Consider the following 19,496-nt stretch of genomic DNA (forward strand, 5'->3'; position numbering starts at 1 on the left):
TTCTTTCTTTCTTTCTTTCTTTCTTTCTTTCTTTCTTTCTTTCTTTCTTTCTTTCTTTCTTTCTTTCTTTCTTTCTTTCTTTCTTTCTTTCTTTCTTTGTGTCCTTTGCGTCCTTTGCGGTTCGTTTATCTTTATTCTTTCTTATACTTAAATATTTTTTAGCGCATCTTCATACAGAATTGGTATTAGTAATTATTTGGTCAAGAACTGCTTGTAATCAACCGTCCATAGAAAACACAAGATAATATCATGTCCGGTAGCACAACCATAGTAAAATTAATAAGTATTCCCTTTATGAAAAGCATCTATCTGACCAATGCCAAAACGTATTAGCATTGAGCCACATCTATCGTTATCAGAACTAGAGCAGCGTTATCGTCAAGCGAAAGACGTTGTTGAGAGAAGTCATTATCAAATTATTTGGTTGTTAGCATCTGGTAAAAGTAGCCAGGAGGTTTCGCAAGTAACTGGTTACAGTCTCAGTTGGATTTATGAATTAGTCTGGGGATATAACCGCATTGGCCCAGAATCACTTGGAGATAAAAGGCATGAGCATCAAGGCGCCGATACACTCTTGAATGATATTCAACAAGCACAATTATGGCAAGCGCTACAATCGCCGCCTGTGGAAGGTGGGTTTTGGAACGGGCAGAAAGTAGCAAATTGGATGAGTGAATTATTAGGACATTCGGTTAGTAGACAGAGAGGATGGGAGTATTTAAAAGCAATGAAATTGCGTTTAAGAGTACCCCGACCTTCTCACCAAGAAGCAGACATTTTTGAGCAAGAAGAATGGAAAAAAAAACTAGCAACTACGGTGAATCAAGTTCAAGAAGAACACCCAGGCGCCGAAGTAGAAGTTTGGACGATGGATGAACATCGAGTTGGACTTAAACCAATAATTAGGCGAATTTGGGTAGATGAATGGACAGTACCAGTAGCATCTGTATATTGGCGGTTTAAATGGTTGTGGTTGTACGGTTTCGTTCATCCGCAATCTGGAGAAACATATTGGTGGATTCTACCCTTTGTAAATACTGAAATTTTTAATCAAGTTTTGATTGATTTTGCTCAACATTTCAATCTTGGAGAGAATAAGTATGTTGTACTGGCCTTAGACCAAGCTGGGTGGCATACCGCAGGAAAACTTCAGATACCAAAAGGTATTTATATTATTGAGATGCCATCTCACTCTCCAGAACTTCAACCAGCAGAAAGGCTGTGGCCACTCACAAATGAACCTCTTGCTAACCGAACATTTGAGAATCTTGATGAATTAGAGGAGGTTTTATTTCATCGCTGTCAACAATTGCTTCAACAACAAGATTTGGTTCGAGGTTTAACGAACTTCCACTGGTGGCCTCAAGTAGCGGTTTAATTATGGGTAAGCATCCGGACATGATATAATTTCTCAATAATCTTAAGAATAAACTTAGTTATATAAATAAAAGCCCACACTGTGCCCGATCAACACGACAGTGTGGGTAATTTATGGGTGTAATACCAATGAGAGTCTGTGTATTGGCTAGCGGAACATACTACTGACTGAAGTATCTTCATGAATCCGCCAGATAGTTTCTCCTAAGAGATTAGCTACTGATAGCACCACTAGCTGGGGAAAGCGATTGTTTTCTGGTATGGGAATTGTATTGGTGACAATGACTTCCTCAAACAAACCACTAGACAAACGCTCCATCGCTGGTGGAGAGAACACTGCATGAGTTGCACAGGCGTATACTTGACGCGCTCCTTCTTCACGCAGTAATCGCGCTCCTTCAGCGATCGTGCCCCCAGTGTCGATCATGTCATCCACCAACACTGCCGTTTTGCCTTTAACATCGCCGATGATATTTAACACCTCTGCAACATTATGTGCATGACGACGTTTGTCAATAATTGCCAGTGGGGCATCATTCAGTTTTTTCGCAAATGCTCTAGCTCGTGCTACACCACCAACATCAGGGGAAACAACCACAAGATCGGGCAGTTCTTTGCTTGCTAGATAATCTAGCAATACTGGCGAACCGTAAACATGGTCAAAGGGGATATCGAAATAGCCTTGAATTTGAGCCGAGTGCAAATCCATTGCTAGAACGCGGTTGGCACCTGCTTCGGTGATCAAGTTAGCAACTAGCTTGGCGGTTATTGACTCTCTTCCTGCCGTTTTGCGATCAGCACGGGCATAGCCATAGTAGGGAATTACTGCCGTCACCTGTCGCGCAGAAGCTCGACGACAGGCATCAACCATAATCAATAATTCCATTAAATGATCGTTCACGGGTTGACAACATGGCTGGATTAAATAGACATCACAACCCCGAATCGATTCTTGGATTTGAACATAAAGTTCTCCATCTGCAAATCTTTTACGAATCATTGGCCCCAAATCCATGCCCACATAACGAGCAACTTCTTGAGACAGTTGTATATTGGCAGAGCCAGAAAACAGCCGCAGGCGATGATTATCGGTCAGTCCTGTTGCAGATGGTTGCACTTTGAAAGTTGCAGAACTGAGCACAGCAGATCCTCTATGTGCATTCATAGCAATATTATCATTGGAGATTTAATAGATTTAACCGAGAAATCGCCTAAAAAAACATCTGTGAGTTTTGTTAAAGCTTCCATACAAAATTTAAACATTTTCCCATAAAATTATCATTCGCTTATTGTCTAGCCCTGTTAGCAAACAAGCTATTGATAGCTTAACTGACATCAAGCCCGTCCACTAGGTCTATAAGTTCAAATTTTTTGGGTTGAGGTAAACATTAGTGTAATAGGTTCTTCTAACTACCTTATTTATAGCTGACAGTAAAGCATTTACAACTTAAGTGATATTGAACTTTGTTCTCATACAGTATAGCACCCGTAACTAAGTATGTAAATTGTAATTTATTATTCTAAAATTTACGTATTGACAAAAAGCGATAATTACATATCCTATAAGACGCTAATTAAATACACAATTAAGCAAGGTTTTAGATAAAGATTTAATAAATCTTTATTTAAGATTTATTGAAAACCTTCTTCATGATACCAAAACATTACTCAGAAAGGGTAATATCAACTCAAGTATTAAGTAAAAAATTGTAAACATTATTACTTAAGTAAATTTTAATTAAATCTAGAAAAGTTGTTTAGTTTAATTCCATTCTACTGACACATAAAAGCGGGAAGCATACTTATGGACTCTCGACCTACTTCAGTAGTAGAAAAATCTTTAACTGCCATAGTAAGTAGTTCCAAGAAGTCGTCGTATTATTTAGCTGCTATGCGACCGCGACAATGGACAAAAAACCTGGTGGTGTTTGCAGCACCCTTGTTTGCATTTAGCATCAATCTGCAATCTTTGCTAGGTAGCCTATTGGCATTTGTATTATTTTGCTGTGCATCAAGTGGCTTCTACTTAATCAATGACATCGCAGATATTGAATCTGACCGTCAGCATCCTGTCAAATGTAAGCGGCCAATTGCCGCTGGATTAGTTAGCACCCGTGTTGGTAGTGGTATGGCATTGGTGCTGTTGGGTAGTGCTGTGATTTTTGGGTGGTTGCGATCGCCCCAGTTGGGTGCAGCCATAACTGCATACGCCCTGTTGCAAATCGCCTATAATCTGCGACTCAAACGGATGGTGATTTTAGATGTTGGGGCGATCGCCACCGGATTTGTCCTCCGAGCCTATGCAGGTGCTGCTGCTACTGGCATTGTTTTATCTAGTTGGTTTTTAATTTGCACTGCAATGCTGGCGCTATTCTTGGGTATTGAAAAGCGCAAAGCAGAACTACGATTAGCACAAATTAAAGGCAACAAGCCTCGTTCTGTCCTCAAATACTATTCCTTGCCCCTACTGGCTCGCATGGAAAATGTCGTCACTACTTGTACGGTTGTCACCTATACTCTTTGGAGCGCAGGCCCTTACTTGCATGGAGCACGCACCTCTTGGATGCTACTCACTTTGCCATTTGTTTTCTATGGGATTTTTCGCTATCAACTGCTGAGTGATCCTCAGATGATTGCCAGTTACAGTGACGACGCGATCGAGCAAGGTGGACGCAGTGAAAGGCCGGAAGAAGTTTTATTGAAAGATTTACCTATCCTATTAACTGTTATTGGTTGGGTGATAACTTGCTTTATGATTCTTTTGCTAAAACAGCAAGGGCTGATCGAATAAAGTTAATAGCAGAATTTTTGGCAAGGGAATTTGTGGATGAAAAATCTCAAAGCTTTTTTGATGAAGTGGCGCAAATTGCGTTTTAAAGAGAAACGCCATAGGCTTCCACGACACGTCCATACACTCGCTCAAATAAAAATTGACGAAATCAAGATTTGTGGTGTTAAAGGAATAATTCTCGATTTAGATAACACTATTATTTCTGAAGATGATCGCTACCTATCTCCTTGTGCAGAAGATTGGATTCAACAAGCAAAGTTAGCCGGATTGCAATTTTTTATCCTCTCAAATGGGAAACGTCGCTATCGCGTCAAATATTGGTCTCATCGTCTTGATATTCCAGCCCTCAGTCCAGCGAAAAAACCCTTTCGCCCTGCATTTCGACATGCAATAGCTTATATGCGTTTACCAGCAAAACATGTACTCGTCATTGGTGATAGTTTACATACTGATTTTGTAGGATCACTGCTTTGTGGATGTGGTTACATGCAAGTTGCCAGCCTACCGCACCCACCCCGATGGTGGGAAAAACTTGCTGGTAAATGGGTGCAGATACCTTATCCATCTGGAGGAGAACTTTGGAATTTTGACGGTGCTGCTGGCTATGAAAGCTTCTTATAAATTGCTCTTTTTCTGAAAAAATATTACCTTGTAAAGTGACTAAATTTTTACCATGAATAACCAGATAGTTTTTAGTTTACTGGTTCTAATCACAGTAGCGTTAAATACACTTGCTCAAAATCTCTTGAAACTAGGAGCAGGACAAAATCCGTTAAATATCTATTTACTAGGAGGAATTTGTACTTATGGTCTGAGTACGATTTTTTACGTTTTGGTTTTAGGAAAGCTGAATTTATCTGTTGCCTATCCAGTAGTAATAGGCTTAACAATTATATTCACAATGATCACTGGCGCTGTAATTTTGCGAGAAAAAATCTTAGTTTTGCAATGGTTAGGAGCTGGTTTGATGTTGAGTGGGATCGGGGCAATTGCTTTAGGTAAGCATTGACTAGTAGCGCAAGGCGGAAGTCAAAAGTCAAAAGTCAAAAGTCAAAAGTCAAAAGTCAAAAGTCAAAAGTTAAAAGAATTCTATTTTGGGCCTTTGCCCCATTTTAAATGGTATGTTTATTTCCGCCGTGTTGTACTAGTGTTTTAAGAATAGTAAGTTATTTTACAATACCTTCGCCAATTTACGAGAGTGAGTTGATGGTGCTTGAACTATTAACTCCCTTTTCTCTGATACTTGGCAAAACAATAAGTTCTAAAAATTCCTTTAAGGTTTCCCACAAGGTTTTTTTAACGTATTGACCACAGTATAGCAGTCCTAAATCATTCGTGAAAATTATGTCTCTCTTTCTTCTTTCTTTCCTTTGCGTCCTTCTCTTACGAGACGCTGCGCGTTGGCGGAAGCCTCTCGCAGAGAAGGCGTCCTTGGCGGTTCGTTTCCTAATCTATATTTTTCACAACTCAAATAGGATTGCTATATAAGGGTTTGAGATGACAAACTATCTTTTAACTGAAACGCATATATATGGTTGATTTTGCCGATTTTGCCAAAGGTATTGATTTAAGTAAAAGAGCCAAGACGTAAAACCCTTTATCCTAAGAATACTAATAAACTACACTTAACTCATCACATTGATTTGAAGCAATTGCTTGATTCCTTATGCCGAAAGTTGGATTTAATTAAGATGTGCAGTAGTGATTACTGTAGTGTCATCAAGAGGAAATAAAATTATGATTAAAATTTTAAACCAGAGATGGTCAAGATATTATCTATCTGTTTTAATAGTGATTATTTTGGGTGTTTTCCTACGTTTTTTTCTGTTGGCGAAACAGAGTCTTTGGTATGATGAGGGTTTGACCTTAACTCTTTCTGATGCCTCGACACTTCAAGAGAGCATTGCGAAAGTAAGCTCCGTAGGAAATAGTGATAGATTTCAACCACTATACTTTATAGTTCTATTTTTGTGGCGTCAGATCTTTGGTGAAAGTGAATTTGCCCTTCGCTCACTCTCTGCTGTTTTAGGAATTGCCTCAACTATCGTTTTATTCTTTACTGCTTTGCGAGTATATGGAAAAAAGCACGCTTTCTGGTCTTTGCTAATCCTGACATTCAGTTCTTTCTGTGTATACTACAGCCAAGAAGCAAGAATTTATGCCTTAGCAATGTTTATAGCTTCACTTCAACTATATTTCTTCAGCACGGCATTAGTTAAAAATAAAGATAATCAAGGTATTTCAATATGGCTATTCAGTATTTTTACTGCCATAGGAATTTTTACTAATATTAACTTCTGCTTTTCCACTATAGCTCTATGTCTTTCTCATCTTGCCATCTATAGAAAATTAAAGCAATGGCTGCAATGGTGGCTTCCTGCTGCGTTTTTATCTTTACCGTCAGTTTTATATTACCTGACTTTACCTGGAGCTACTGATCCGGAAAGCATTACAGTTTCTCGCTTGGGATTCCCCATAATTCAAAATATTATTTTTGTGCTACATGGAATTTTAGTGGGGACAACCTATGGGCCTTCAATGGAGCAGTTGCGAGGCGATGATAAAGTACAGGTTGTGCTTCGTTACTGGCCTCACATACTTTTATTGGTGATTGTCGGTAGTGTAATTTTTCTGGCTTTAATAAAAGTTTTATTGAGACACAAAAAAAATAACAGAGAGCAGCATCCTGATTACTTCTTTGCTTCTGTTGTTGTCATGGCATTTTTACTAGGATTGCTCTTAGCTATAGTTACCAAATTTAATTGGGTACCGCGTCACTCTTATTTTCTTTGGTTCCCACTTGCCATGCTTATCCCATCAACTTTGAGTCAAAGACCTGGTATTACTCCAAAGCGTTATGGAGTGTATCATTTGGCTCAAATTGCTGTCATATCTCTGATAGTTCTGAATATTTATTCTCTTTGTAACTACTACTTTAATGATGACTATCAAAAAGATGACTACCGTTCTACCATCCAGTACCTTATAAAAAATCAATCACCTTCTACAAAATCTGTAGTTTTATTTGGTAATCTCAGATTATTTAAATACTATGGTGACACTCTAACTGTGGATGGGCAAAATTTGGGTAATCAGTTAAGAAAGGGTATTACTGATGAAAATTTTGCAGAAAAGATTGAAAAATTAACAAATAGTGCGGACATAGTTTTGCTCGTAGTTAATCGTGAACATTTATTTACCAAAGGATTGATTCAAAAAGAGATGAGCGATTTGTATAACCTGGATTCTCAAGTTAATTTTGCATATTTCAAAATCTATCGTTTTTCCAGGAATAAAAATTGAATTGGAGATTGGACATTTTGAAGTTATGCAGTCCGAAACAGGCTTGCTCTAGTGGGGGACTACCCGTTGAGTATAGTAGAATATTGCCGCAGGTAACTGTCTGTCGCCTCTAGGACTTAATCTTTGTGGGTGATCTCCTCAGTTGCTACTACACTCAATTAATCGATCATGCAACCACCCATTACAGTTGGCACTGTCTTGCAAAACCGTTATCGCATAATTCAAATTCTTGGACAAGGAGGATTTGGTAGAACCTATCTGGCAGAAGACCAGAGGCGCTTTAACGAACTTTGCGCGATCAAGGAATTGATTTCAACAGCAACGGAGGCTTTGGCTTGGGAGAAGGCACAAGAGCTTTTTCACCGAGAAGCTGCCATTTTATATCAAATTGAACACCCACAAGTCCCTAAATTCCGGGAAAGATTTGAGCAAGACCAACGTTTATTTTTGGTGGAGGACTACGTTGCAGGTCAAACGTACCAAACTCTGCTGGCTGAACGTCAAGCTGTAGGTCAAACTTTCACAGAGTCTGAAGTATTGAAGTTGATCCAGTTGTTGTTGCCTGTTTTAGAGCATATTCACAGTCGAGGGATTATTCACCGAGATATCTCGCCAGAAAATATTATTTTGCGAGATAGTGACGCTAAACCTGTGTTAATTGACTTTGGGGTGGTAAAGGAACTGGCAACTCGTTTACGATCGCCAGAGAGTGCAATGCCAGAAACCACTGTGGGAAAATTAGGCTACTCTCCTAGTGAACAAATGCAAACAGGGGGAGCTTATCCTAGCAGTGACTTGTATGCATTAGCGGTGAGTGCAATTGTTTTGCTGACTGGTAAAGAACCAAGGGATTTATTTGACGAAAACCAATTAACTTGGAATTGGCAACGGTGGGCAACAGTTAATCCGCGATTCGCCCAGGTTTTGAATCGAATGTTGAATCATATACCGAGCGATCGCTATCAAAGTGCTGCTAGTGTATCTCAAGCACTACAATCTTTAGATCAAGTCAGTCTTCCGCCCTTGAATGCGTCTAACTTGCAAACAATCGCTGTTGGTCGCCGTCCTGACTCAGTACCACCAGCAGCTTCGCCCAAGAAACAACCCGCTCCTGTGATTCCACCAAGTTCCACTAGTTCACTCTTGGATAATCCGTTAGCGATCGCAGCAATTGGCATCGCTGTAGTGATCATAGCCGGATTCGGTTCTTGGGCGCTGGTAAGTTCTATCCGCAGTCAGTCGAAAACAGCAAATGAGACGCTTCCACAAAATTTCCCTTCACCAGTTATTTCTGGTGGTACTACATTCACATCCACACCCACCACTGAGGAACCTATTATATCTAGTAGGCGGCTCAATCTTAAAGCATCTAACCCAACCACGGTTGCAGATACTCTCAAAACAAATCAAATCATCCGGTATACTTTTTTTGGGCAGGAAGGTGACAATTTAACTACGTTTCTTGACCCAGGAAGCAGCGTTTTGCTAACAGTCTTCAGTCCCAATCAACAACCAATTGATCAGGATGTCCAACAAGTAACATCATATAAAGGCACATTGCTGGCTACTGGTAGATATACTATTGAGTTAACACTGGTTCCAGGAGTTGCCGAAAGCAGTTACAACCTTAATGTTGCATTAGAAACACCAGCAAAACCAACACCTACAGAGACACCTATCCCAATACCTACAGAAACACCCCTGCCAATTCCGACAGAGACACCTATCCCAATACCTACAGAGACACCCTTCCCAATTCCGACAGAGACACCCTTCCCAATTCCAACAGAGACACCTATCCCAATACCTACAGAAACACCCTTCCCAATTCCGACAGAGACACCTACCCCAATTCCGACCACTGGTGAAACGCCAAGTTTTCCGCCAGCTGATGGAACACAACCATTTTCTGGCCAAAGAAATTAATGTTAAACACACTACTGATTACTGGAACTGATACCGAAGCGGGTAAAACTGTTTTAACAACAGCCTTAGCAGCCTATTGGCAAAAATATTACCCGCAGCGTAGCTGGGGAATCATGAAACCGATTCAATCGGGGATTGGCGATCGCGAGTGGTATCAAAAGCTATTTGCACTAGAACAATCCGCAGAAGAAATTACACCTTTGTACTTTCAAGCACCTTTGGCCCCTCCTATAGCAGCAGCGCGGGAAAATCGCCAAGTAGATTTAGCAGTAGTTTGGCAAGCTTTGTCTAAACTGCGATCGCAACGTGATTTTGTGCTAGTAGAAGCTTTGGGTGGGTTAGGTTCGCCAGTAACCGAGGAATTAACGGTAGCCGATTTAGCGGGAGAATGGCGTTTACCAACGGTATTGGTAGTGCCAGTGAGATTGGGTGCGATCGCTCAAGCAGTGGCGAACGTAGCATTAGCTAGACAATCGCGCATCAATCTTAAAGGCATTGTTCTCAACTGCGTACAAAGACGAACCGATGCAGAAATAGCCGACTGGACACCACAGCAATTGATTCAATCACTTACTAACACGCCAGTTTTAGGCTGCTTACCCTATTTAGATAACCTGACTGATTTAGATAAACTTGCTCAAGTAGCATCAGATTTAGATTGGGAAACACTGACACTTTAAATCTTGTTATTACCAACATCTTTATAAATCTTTGCTTCGTTGCCATCCCGCCTTGGAATTTATTCCAAGGCTAATAGCTAAAGTCCTCTCAAGAGGACTAAATATAAGATTTTAAGTAATGTAAATAGCTATACTCTGTAAAAGCGAAAATTTTAGTCCACTTGAGTGGACAGTAGCTATTAGCCGCGGAACTTCAGTTCTGGGCGGGATATCAGTCAGGGTTACACTTTGACTTTTACAAAAATGTGGGTAACGACAAGCACTTTAAATTGGGCATTGGGAATTAGGCATTAATTTTCTTCCCATGTTGCATGTCCCATTCCCTACAATAAACTAAGTTAGCTGCCTAAGTTAGCTGTACTTAAACTAGCTTGTCTTTATAATGGTTTCCACCTTTCCCAATCCTTCTTCTGTTGATCTATCTCGCATCCGACTTTCAATCCGTTCATTGCAACCGCAATTGGTAGAGTGGCGACGGCGATTGCATCAACAACCAGAGTTGGGTTTTCAAGAAAAACTGACGGCTGAGTTTGTATCACAAAAGCTGCAAGAATGGGGAATTGACCACCAAACTAGCATTGCCCAAACTGGCATTGTTGCCACCATCAAAGGTAACAAACCCCCCACTTCCCACTCCCCACTCCCTACTCCCCAAGTTTTAGCGATTCGGGCAGATATGGATGCTTTGCCAATCCAAGAACTCAACGAAGTGCCGTATAAATCGCAGCATGATGGAGTGATGCACGCTTGTGGACATGATGGACATACTGCGATCGCTTTAGGTACAGCTTACTATCTCCAACAACATCGCCAAGACTTCTCCGGTACGGTGAAAATTATCTTTCAGCCAGCAGAAGAATCACCAGGAGGCGCAAAGCCGATGATTGAAGCTGGAGTGCTGAAAAATCCTGATGTTGACGCGATTATTGGTTTGCACTTGTGGAATAATTTGCCCTTGGGAACAGTGGGTGTCCGGGCTGGGGCGTTGATGGCAGCTGTGGAGTGCTTTAACTGCACAATTTTGGGCAAAGGTGGACACGGCGCACTACCGCATCAAACGGTGGATTCAGTTGTAGTTGCTGCCCAAATTGTAAATGCCCTACAAACCATTGTCGCTCGGAATGTGAATCCCATTGATTCGGCTGTGGTGACAGTGGGCGAACTTCATGCAGGAACCAAGCGGAATGTGATTGCTGATACAGCGAGAATGAGTGCCACTGTCAGGTATTTTAATCCTAGTTTGAAGGGCTTTTTCAACCAGCGTGTCGAGCAGATTATTGCTGGAATTTGTCAAAGTCATGGTGCGAGTTATGACTTAGAATACTGGTCACTTTATCCACCAGTAATTAATGATATTAAGATGGCAGAATTGGTGCGAACTGTAGCAGAAGAAGTGGTAGAAACCCCGTTGGGTATTGTGCCAGAATGCCAGACTATGGCTGCTGAAGATATGTCATTCTTCTTGCAAGAGGTTCCTGGTTGCTATTTCTTTTTAGGTTCTGCGAATCCAGAGAAAGACTTGGCGTATCCCCATCATCATCCCCGGTTTGATTTTGACGAAACGGCGTTGGGAATGGGTGTGGAAATATTTGTTAGATGCGTGGAGAAGTTTTTTAGTTGAGTGCGTGTAAATTAGCTGTTTTTTTACCGAACAGAATTCAGGAGTCAGGAGTCAAAATTCCGAATTGACCTCTTGCATAAATCAAAAATAAAGAACCCCACCCCTTAATCCCCTCCCCGATGCCTTGGGGAGGGGAGACAAAGCGACGATTGTCGGGGTGGGGTGATTCGGGTTTAATAAGCAATCAAGCGGACATGATATTACTCGATGTCAAGTTTATTTGTAATTGCGAATACACTATTCTAAGTAAATATTGAATGCCAAACTCGATATAATACCGTAGCCACGTTTTTCTCAAACCATAGACATATACATATAAACACAGATGAATCTCATAATTATGTGTACTCATCTGTGGTTACTAATTTTGTATGAACGAAGAAGTCTCCAAAAAACTAGAGTTAATCAGGCAAACTTTGCGTGAAACCGAAGTGCAAGGCGTGCGTTTGCGCGGTACAGACTGGTTTGCCTGGGCGACGGCTGGCGCTTCTAACACCGTGCTGCTTACTGCTGAAACTGGTGTAGCAGAAGTATTAGTAACTATTGAAGATGCTTGGGTATTGACGGATGAAATTGAAGCGCAGCGTCTTAAAGATGAAGAACTGCCAGCTAATTTTAAGGTGCATATCAACCCTTGGGCTAATGCTGCTGCCCGTGAGTCTTTTGTTCGTGATCTAACTGGCGGCGGAAAAATAGTTAGTGATGTCTGCGAAAACGCGAAGCGCGATCGCCCCATCTCCAATTTAGAACAGCCGTTACCTCCATCTCTGCAATTGCATAAACGGGTAATGATGTCAAGCGAATTAGAGCGATATCGCCAAGTCGGGCAAAAAGCGAGCGTTGCAATGACACAGGTACTCAAAGCCGCCAAGCCAACTTGGACAGAATATCAGTTAGCGGGTGCGGGTGCAGAGGCATTATGGGCGAAAGGCTTACATCCGGCGCTGACACTGGTAGCGGGTGAGAGGCGTTTACCGCTATACCGTCATGCTACACCCACAGGAGAACAGATTGGACGGCAAGCGATGCTGGTGTTTTGCGCTAGAGGTTACGGTTTATATGCAAATCTGACTCGATTTGTTTGTTTTGGGGCGCTTTCAGACGAACGAGCCGAATTGCATTCCCATGTGCGCGAAATAGAAGCAGTAGTTTTAAATTTGTGCCAACCTGGAACCAGTTTGGACAGAGTTTATCACGCGCTAGCTCAAGCTTATGAACAGCATGGATTTCCCAATGCCATCCACGAACATCACCAGGGAGGAACCACTGGATATTTAGCGCGAGAAATCGTAGCAAATCCAACCACTACTGATACTTTGGCAGAAGGTATTGCTGTCGCTTGGAATCCTAGTTTAGCTGGGGCAAAGGTTGAAGATACTTTTGTGATTCTCAAGGATGGAAAGTTGGAAAATCTGACTTTTGATCCAAATTTTCCTAATGTTGAGGTAGAAGGAAGATTGCGCCCTGTACCTTTGTATAATTAAAAATTATGGATTTTCAACAAGTATTCGGTAAAGCACCTGAAACTCAAGCCAGTGCGCCAGGAAGAGTAAATTTACTGGGCGAACATACCGACTATAATGATGGCTTCGTTCTTCCAACTGCGATTCCTCAAAGTACGACGGTACAGCTAGGTTTTAGTAGCGATTGCCAACATCACTTTTACTCGGAAAATCTCAACGAGCAAGTGAGCATTTTAGATATCAATCATACCCCCTCTGGATTTGCCAGTTATATTTTTGGCTGTATTGAGCTTTTGCAAAAAGCAGGATACACAATACCATCGCTTTGTGTGTACGTCAAATCGTCGGTTCCTATGGGTTCGGGTTTGTCTAGCAGCGCGGCTTTGGAAGTGGCAACCCTCCGGGCATTACGCCAACTTCTGAACCTTCCCATTGATGATGTTGAAATCGCCCAATTTGCCCAGCAAGCAGAAATTCAATATGCTGGCGTGCAATGCGGCATCATGGATCAGATGGCTTCTAGTTTGGCTGACACTGAGCATATCTTATTTTTAGATACTCGGACTTTAGAACGTCGGGTGATGCCTTTGCCTGAGAAAGCGGAGATTTTGGTTATTGATAGCGGTGTACCGCGCACACTTGCAAGTAGTGGTTATAACCAGCGTCGCGCTGAGTGTGAGGAGGCGGCGCGATCGCTCAAAGTGAAAGCATTGCGAGATATTACAGATGTTCATGTAACAGAAACATTACCCGAACCACTACAGCATCGTGCCCGTCATGTAGTTACAGAAAATAATCGCGTCTTGGAAGTATTGCAGGGAGTCACATCTGAGCGTTTTGGCGAATTGATGAACGCTTCCCACGCCAGCTTGCGAGATGATTACGAAGTTTCAGTGCCAGCCCTAGATAGGTTGGTAGAGATTTTGCAGAAAACAGAAGGGGTGTTTGGTGCAAGACTCACGGGTGCAGGCTTTGGGGGGGCAAGTGTAGCTTTGGTTAAATCAGGTGAGAGCGAAAGTATTGCAACTCATGTCCTTGAACAATACAACCAAGCGGGTTACAACGGGCGAATTTTAGTTCCTTCTTTGGGATTGAGTGATCCAGCCTAAAGTTGTTTATGGAAATGTTGCCTAATAATTTAAGGTAAAAGGTGAATGGAAATATCTATATGGTGCTGTGGATTCAGCAGGCAATAGTATTTTAGGGCTTACCCACTCTACAAACGAATCATCATATTTATTAAACCCAATCTCACCTAAACCATCTCAAACTCTAATTGATGACTCTTGAGAAAATCATGGGTGAAATGATCCACCACATTTGTATCAGCTAGTTCCAAATTATAAAAATCTACAGCTTTATGGTCAAAATAGGGGCCAGCGTGCCAAGTACCCTCATGTAGCTTGATAAAACAATTCCCCGGAATGCGGAAAGCAGCAATCTCTTCTAATGCTGGTTCATTCACATCATTATTAGGAGGACAAACTGCAATTAACCAATCCTTCCCTTCCAAAGAACCCAGACATTGAGTGCATTGCACATGGCGAGTAATTTTGTGAAACTTTTGCCCCCTCTTCTCCAACCGCATAATATAAAATCGTGGAATCCCGTTTTGCAGGTTTAACTGAGCATCTTCCACATCGTAAGCTTTGCCATCAAGACTTGCAAAAATCACCTGTCCATAACGCCGAAAGTTTTCAGAAGTCACCCATTGTGCTTGCAATTGTTGCACTGTCTTTGATGTACTCATATCAAACCTTTGAGATGCTTAGGTTTATTTTCCCCCAAAATGACTGAGTTTTATACAGTCATAATGGTGATTTACTGAGTTGAAATGCCCTACATTATTGTGAAAAAATAATCTCAGCTAGCTAGATAACTACGTACTTGTTCTTTTTGCCGTCGGAGGAGACTGAGAGCTTTTTGCTCTATCTGACGCACCCGTTCTCGACTAATACCCATGCGATCGCCAATCTGTGCTAAAGAAAGTTCATATCCATCAGTCAGACCAAAGCGCAAGGTTAATATTTCTCGTTGCTGGGGAGACAGCTTTGCCAACAAGTCTTGTAAGTCTTGGTGAAGAGATTCTTCAACAGCATAATCTTCGGGAGAAGGGCCATCATCCTCCAGTATGTCCTGCAATTCTGTATCTTGTTGTTCACCAACTCGCGCTTCTAAGGAGAAGGGTTGACGGGCCAAGAACAAACACTCTCGAACTTGGCTAGGTGTCAAAGATAACGCCTTAGCAATTTCAGCAGTAGTAGGAACGCGACCTAACTGTTGAGATAATTCTCGTTGCACCCGTTTAATTTTGTTCAGTTTCTCAAAGACGTGGATAGGTAAACGAATTGTCCGTCCTTGTTGAGCGATCGCTCGTGTGATTCCTTGACGAATCCACCAGTAAGCGTAGGTAGAAAACTTATAACCAAGAGCAGGATCAAATTTATCCACCCCTCGCTCTAAACCCAAAGTACCTTCTTGAATTAAATCCATAAATTCCAGGTTGCGGTGCTGGTATTTCTTCGCTACTGCTACCACTAACCGGAGATTAGCCTGAATCATTTTCTGCTTGGCTTGATGTCCTTGAGTTAGCTGTTTCTCTACCACCTCAACACTTAACTCCACCTGATCTGCCCATTCTTGCAACGTGGGTTCGTGGTTTAATTTCACAGCCAATTCTTCTTTAGCAGCTAGTAAATTCATCATCTGCTGCACTTGTTCGGCAAAAATAACCTCTTGTTCACGAGTCAACAAATCTACACGCCCGATTTCTTGCAGATAACTACGCACAATATCATCTGTAGCTCGAGGTTTTTTATCTGCGGCTAAACTTTTTTTCTTCGTTTTTTGAACTTCGGTAGGTGGAGATGTTAAGTTGCTCATGGTTATTTGCTCCTCTGTAACCTCATCAATTTATTGGTATCAAGTCTAGATATTCAGACCCATAGCCATTTCACACTGCTAATCAATCAATTAGCAATACTGATGAATTCTGGTCTATGATACATTACAAGTCAATTCTTGGAGATAATAAACCCAAAATCAACCCACTCCCTAATAATAACATCATCAGTAGTGACAAATCAATTACCTCAAGTATGATCACCATATCTTTTGAATCTATTACACTGCTTTATTATTGATATTTGCATATAGCAGTCCTAAATGATTCATAAACTTCTTTCCTTCTTTCCTTGGCGCTCTTGGCGACTTCTCTGCGAGACGCTACGCGTTGGCGCAAGCCTCTCGCAGAGAAGGCGGTTCGATAATCTTTACAACTAAAATAATACTGCTATATCTTGAAACATAATAATTATGATTGATTTAATTTTTAAATACAGTTTATGAATAAATAAAAAATTTTCCCAAAAACTATTTTATTACAATAAACAACTCAAGAACACAAAACCCCTACAGTAGTCGTATTTTAAAATTATTAAAACAAAAAATAACAATTTGTTTTGATAGCTAATATTTGGGTTATATTTTAATTTTATTTTTATTGAATATCAAGTTATTAAACATAAAATGCCCATTTTTTACCCCTAATTTTTTACTAAATAATCCAATCATATTAAATAAATCCGGATACGTAGAGGGCTAACCATGAAAAAAGCACTTCTCCAGCCTCCTCTACTTAAGAACAGCTTTCTTAGGAGCAGTTCAACTGGCGGTGCAGCAACCGCTACAAAGGAAACAAATAAGTCATATCATGTCCGCATAATTAGTTATGATTCCCACAGTCATTGCACCCCACCCCGCCAAAGCTACGCTTTGTCTCCCCTCCCCGCTTGCGGGGAGGGGATTAAGGGGTGGGGTTCTTCGGGTTTAATAAGTAATCAAACGGACATGATATCAAATCCTTTTCCCTTCTACCTCCACTAAGACAGCATAGCTGCCTTGCTTCTTGAAAGTCCAGTTAAATACTTGTAATTAGGGATTTAGGACGGCAAAGACGCAGGCATCTATGATAATTGCGCTTGTGTCATACTGCACGCAGACATCTGTATTGGGTGCAGTATTATCAATGTAATTACTCTTGGCAACATTTTATTGACTAAAAGTAGTAACATTGGTCACATTAACACCAAGGATAATACTTGGCAAGATAGCAACACCCGCGATCGCAAGTAATTATCCTATTGAAGCGAAAAGACTTACGTTTAGGGGTAGTTGGTTGATTATTATGCAGCTTGACACTCTCCGGTCTAAAGATGCCGAAATTCTTGGCTCTACAAAGTCACTTGCTTGCTCGTGCAGGATTACTCCAACATGAGTAGCGGTGTCTTTAATTAGTTATCTCTTGCTAAAAAAGTTCTATATCAAAACTTAGTAACTGTCACACTAATACCAGAATCGAGTTTAGGAACCTTGAGATACTCAATTGGCTCAGTACTTTGAGAAGTTTGGGTATTTGTTGGCTTTTGACATTGCTTAAAGAAAGCGCCTGGGTTATTGATGAACTCAAGTGGGTTAATCTTTTGGCATCCTTGCTCCTGTACTAGCAAAATTGATTCAGCAGTTTCTTTGGGATTATTGGTCTGTCCGGTAAAATTACTCCATGTAGTGTTAATCGTGGCTGGTTCCGTCAATAAAACTCCAGCCTGATTGTAATCGCCTGTTATCATGGGAACATTTTCTTGGTTAGCATAGACACTCTGAGGGAGAGCGAGTGTACTAATGACAAGGACTAAGGTGATGGAAGATAATTTCATAATTCAATACTCTTTACATTTAATGTTAGTTTAATAATTAAAATTGGCTAGATACAGAAAGCAAAAAATGGCAGCCTAGTTTTAATGCTTCAGATTAACACAGGTAGCAAGAAGTTTAGCTAAACTTCATTAAAAATATAGTGAAGTTTATTTAGTCAGATGTAGACTTTTGTCTCAAAGTAGGCAGTTGAGCAATCCATGCTCTAACCATGTCAGAATTTGACACTCGTCTGTTCTCTGCTTTCTACTGCAACCGTGCTAACTCATATTCTTTTAGCCGTATTAATAAGTAGGTCAGCCCCAACTCTTGGAGACGCTGTTCGCGTTCGGGGAAGTCAAAAGTCAAAAGTCAAAAGTCAAAAGTCAACGGAAAACTTTGTTCTTGGCATAAAGCAGCAGTGAAAACGATTGCATTCTAGTTTATCTCTCTTCACATAGTTCGGTTTTATTGTGCAAACTTAGTTACTAGCCGTTTATCTCTCATGCGTGTTACCATACGGTTACACAGATAAGACAACATATATATTGTTAGATAAACCTTGGAAGGAGTATTTTGTGTCTATTGCAGAATACAAACAAGGCGATCGCAAGTTTACGGGTAAACCTAAACGGGATATAAGCTCAACGGTTACTGTGCTGTCATTTCCACACATCAAGCCACATCAAAAAAAGTCTTTCACTAGTCTGGGCAAATTAAACTGGTTGTGAGTCCTTACAAGTTCGATACTTAAATCACACAATTTGATTATCGTCATATCATGTCCGCTTAATTAGTTATTATTCCGGGCATCTATGCAAAAATATTAAAACTCTCTTTCCCCCAGCTAATAGCCCCCAGCAAAAACTGCGGTCTTAATGATAAGTCTTTTACCGGACATGATATCAGTCCCGTATCGTCCTCAAGATTGACCATTATTCCAAGTAAGAACTAATTATTGTTGAAAGCTTTTAAGCAGAAGATCACGTAAATATCCATCCAGTCTTTCTAAGCGTCTCTTTTCACTGTCCGAAGCCTACCTCTGAAGTGGTTCCATTGCTTGTAGGCTGGCACAGTTGTTTTATTCCTTACCCTTAAGCAATTAATTCCTCTTGTCTTTTCATAATCAACAAATAGGCAGCGAATATAGTAGCATTTGTATAAATGTTTTGTAAAGTTCTCCAATTCAGTGTTCTTACATAATATGATGTTGATTATTAGATGATTAATCAATACTTCCGTCAGTAGTAACACAAAGCTAAGTTAACCAAAAAATCGTAAGCCACTCAATTAAGGAGAGATTTTTGAGTTATCCTGTTTTTGTTGTCAGGATAATATCAAGCAATATCAGGTAAAGTTCGACTGATAAAACTATATACATGTGGAGGATAAAATTGGTGCATTTTAGTCAAATATCTTCAGTGAGCCAGGAAATACAGAAAGATTTTGGCTTCAAAATAATTGACTATTAATTAGCAAAATCATCAACATCTACACCTATCCATCAGAGGATCACTACTCTGACTTTTCACGGGAAGTCTTCAAGCCTCGAAAAAACGTGACTTTTTCTACAGCCTAATTGTCAATAGCTTTAAGTTAATGAAAATAGCTAACGGAAAAATCAGGGTTTGGAAAACCCTCAA

General features: G+C 40.7%; 15 protein-coding genes and 1 pseudogene. 11 read left to right on the forward strand and 5 right to left on the reverse strand.

The window, feature by feature from the left end; genetic code table 11:
* The first annotated feature begins 316 nt into the window (after positions 1-316).
* Positions 317-1,378, forward strand: coding sequence for an IS630 family transposase (locus LC586_RS34615; RefSeq protein ID WP_229490015.1), 1,062 nt, complete (start codon positions 317-319; stop codon positions 1,376-1,378).
* Positions 1,379-1,525: 147 nt separating this feature from the next.
* Here the strand turns inward: LC586_RS34615 and LC586_RS34620 are convergent, their stop codons facing one another.
* Positions 1,526-2,542, reverse strand: a complete 1,017-nt coding sequence (locus LC586_RS34620; protein ID WP_190912013.1) for a ribose-phosphate pyrophosphokinase — start codon at positions 2,540-2,542, stop codon at positions 1,526-1,528.
* 639 nt (positions 2,543-3,181) lie between these two features.
* Between LC586_RS34620 and LC586_RS34625 the strand changes: the two genes are divergently transcribed.
* From LC586_RS34625 to galK, 9 genes are all read left to right on the forward strand, one after another.
* Positions 3,182-4,168, forward strand: coding sequence for a decaprenyl-phosphate phosphoribosyltransferase (locus LC586_RS34625; RefSeq protein ID WP_229490016.1), 987 nt, complete (start codon positions 3,182-3,184; stop codon positions 4,166-4,168).
* Between the two features lie 36 nt (positions 4,169-4,204).
* On the forward strand, positions 4,205-4,789 hold the full coding sequence (locus LC586_RS34630) for a YqeG family HAD IIIA-type phosphatase (protein ID WP_229490017.1): 585 nt from the start codon (positions 4,205-4,207) through the stop codon (positions 4,787-4,789).
* Positions 4,790-4,841: 52 nt separating this feature from the next.
* Positions 4,842-5,177 (forward strand): SMR family transporter, encoded by a 336-nt coding sequence (locus LC586_RS34635; RefSeq protein WP_229490018.1) that lies wholly within the window; start codon positions 4,842-4,844, stop codon positions 5,175-5,177.
* Positions 5,178-5,905: 728 nt separating this feature from the next.
* Positions 5,906-7,471, forward strand: a complete 1,566-nt coding sequence (locus LC586_RS34640) for a glycosyltransferase family 39 protein (protein ID WP_229490019.1) — start codon at positions 5,906-5,908, stop codon at positions 7,469-7,471.
* A gap of 168 nt (positions 7,472-7,639) precedes the next feature.
* The gene (locus LC586_RS34645) at positions 7,640-9,397 is read left to right on the forward strand and encodes a serine/threonine-protein kinase (RefSeq protein ID WP_229490021.1); all 1,758 of its coding nucleotides are present in this window, start codon (positions 7,640-7,642) and stop codon (positions 9,395-9,397) included.
* Positions 9,397-10,077: a dethiobiotin synthase gene (bioD, locus tag LC586_RS34650; RefSeq protein WP_229490023.1), complete on the forward strand. Its 681-nt coding sequence runs from the start codon at positions 9,397-9,399 to the stop codon at positions 10,075-10,077. Before LC586_RS34645 ends, bioD begins: the two co-directional genes overlap by 1 nt.
* Before the next feature lie 382 nt (positions 10,078-10,459).
* Entirely contained in the window at positions 10,460-11,698 is a 1,239-nt protein-coding gene (locus LC586_RS34655; RefSeq protein WP_229490025.1) for a M20 family metallopeptidase, read from the forward strand.
* 371 nt (positions 11,699-12,069) lie between these two features.
* Positions 12,070-13,182 (forward strand): M24 family metallopeptidase, encoded by a 1,113-nt coding sequence (locus tag LC586_RS34660; protein WP_229490026.1) that lies wholly within the window; start codon positions 12,070-12,072, stop codon positions 13,180-13,182.
* 5 nt (positions 13,183-13,187) lie between these two features.
* Entirely contained in the window at positions 13,188-14,270 is a 1,083-nt protein-coding gene (galK, locus tag LC586_RS34665) for a galactokinase (RefSeq protein WP_229490027.1), read from the forward strand.
* A gap of 146 nt (positions 14,271-14,416) precedes the next feature.
* On the opposite strand, the gene LC586_RS34670 is transcribed toward galK, so the two are convergent.
* The 4 genes and pseudogenes from LC586_RS34670 to LC586_RS34680 all read right to left on the reverse strand — a co-directional run bounded on the left by LC586_RS34670 (position 14,417) and on the right by LC586_RS34680 (position 17,876).
* A complete protein-coding gene (locus LC586_RS34670; RefSeq protein ID WP_229490028.1) occupies positions 14,417-14,911 on the reverse strand; it encodes an ureidoglycolate lyase in 495 nt (164 codons plus the stop codon).
* 113 nt (positions 14,912-15,024) lie between these two features.
* On the reverse strand, positions 15,025-16,044 hold the full coding sequence (locus LC586_RS34675) for an RNA polymerase sigma factor, RpoD/SigA family (RefSeq protein WP_229490029.1): 1,020 nt from the start codon (positions 16,042-16,044) through the stop codon (positions 15,025-15,027).
* Between the two features lie 1,050 nt (positions 16,045-17,094).
* Positions 17,095-17,199: pseudogene (locus tag LC586_RS42090) on the reverse strand (DUF3172 domain-containing protein); the annotation flags it as partial.
* Between the two features lie 284 nt (positions 17,200-17,483).
* Complete coding sequence (locus LC586_RS34680) at positions 17,484-17,876, reverse strand: hypothetical protein (RefSeq protein WP_229490030.1); 393 nt, start codon at positions 17,874-17,876, stop codon at positions 17,484-17,486.
* 555 nt (positions 17,877-18,431) lie between these two features.
* On the opposite strand from LC586_RS34680, the gene LC586_RS34685 reads away from it, so the two are divergent.
* On the forward strand, positions 18,432-18,584 hold the full coding sequence (locus LC586_RS34685; protein ID WP_229490031.1) for a hypothetical protein: 153 nt from the start codon (positions 18,432-18,434) through the stop codon (positions 18,582-18,584).
* Positions 18,585-19,496: the final 912 nt, after the last annotated feature.

The sequence above is a fragment of the Nostoc favosum CHAB5714 genome, assembly GCF_020829495.1.
In the GTDB taxonomy this organism is placed as follows: domain Bacteria; phylum Cyanobacteriota; class Cyanobacteriia; order Cyanobacteriales; family Nostocaceae; genus Nostoc; species Nostoc favosum.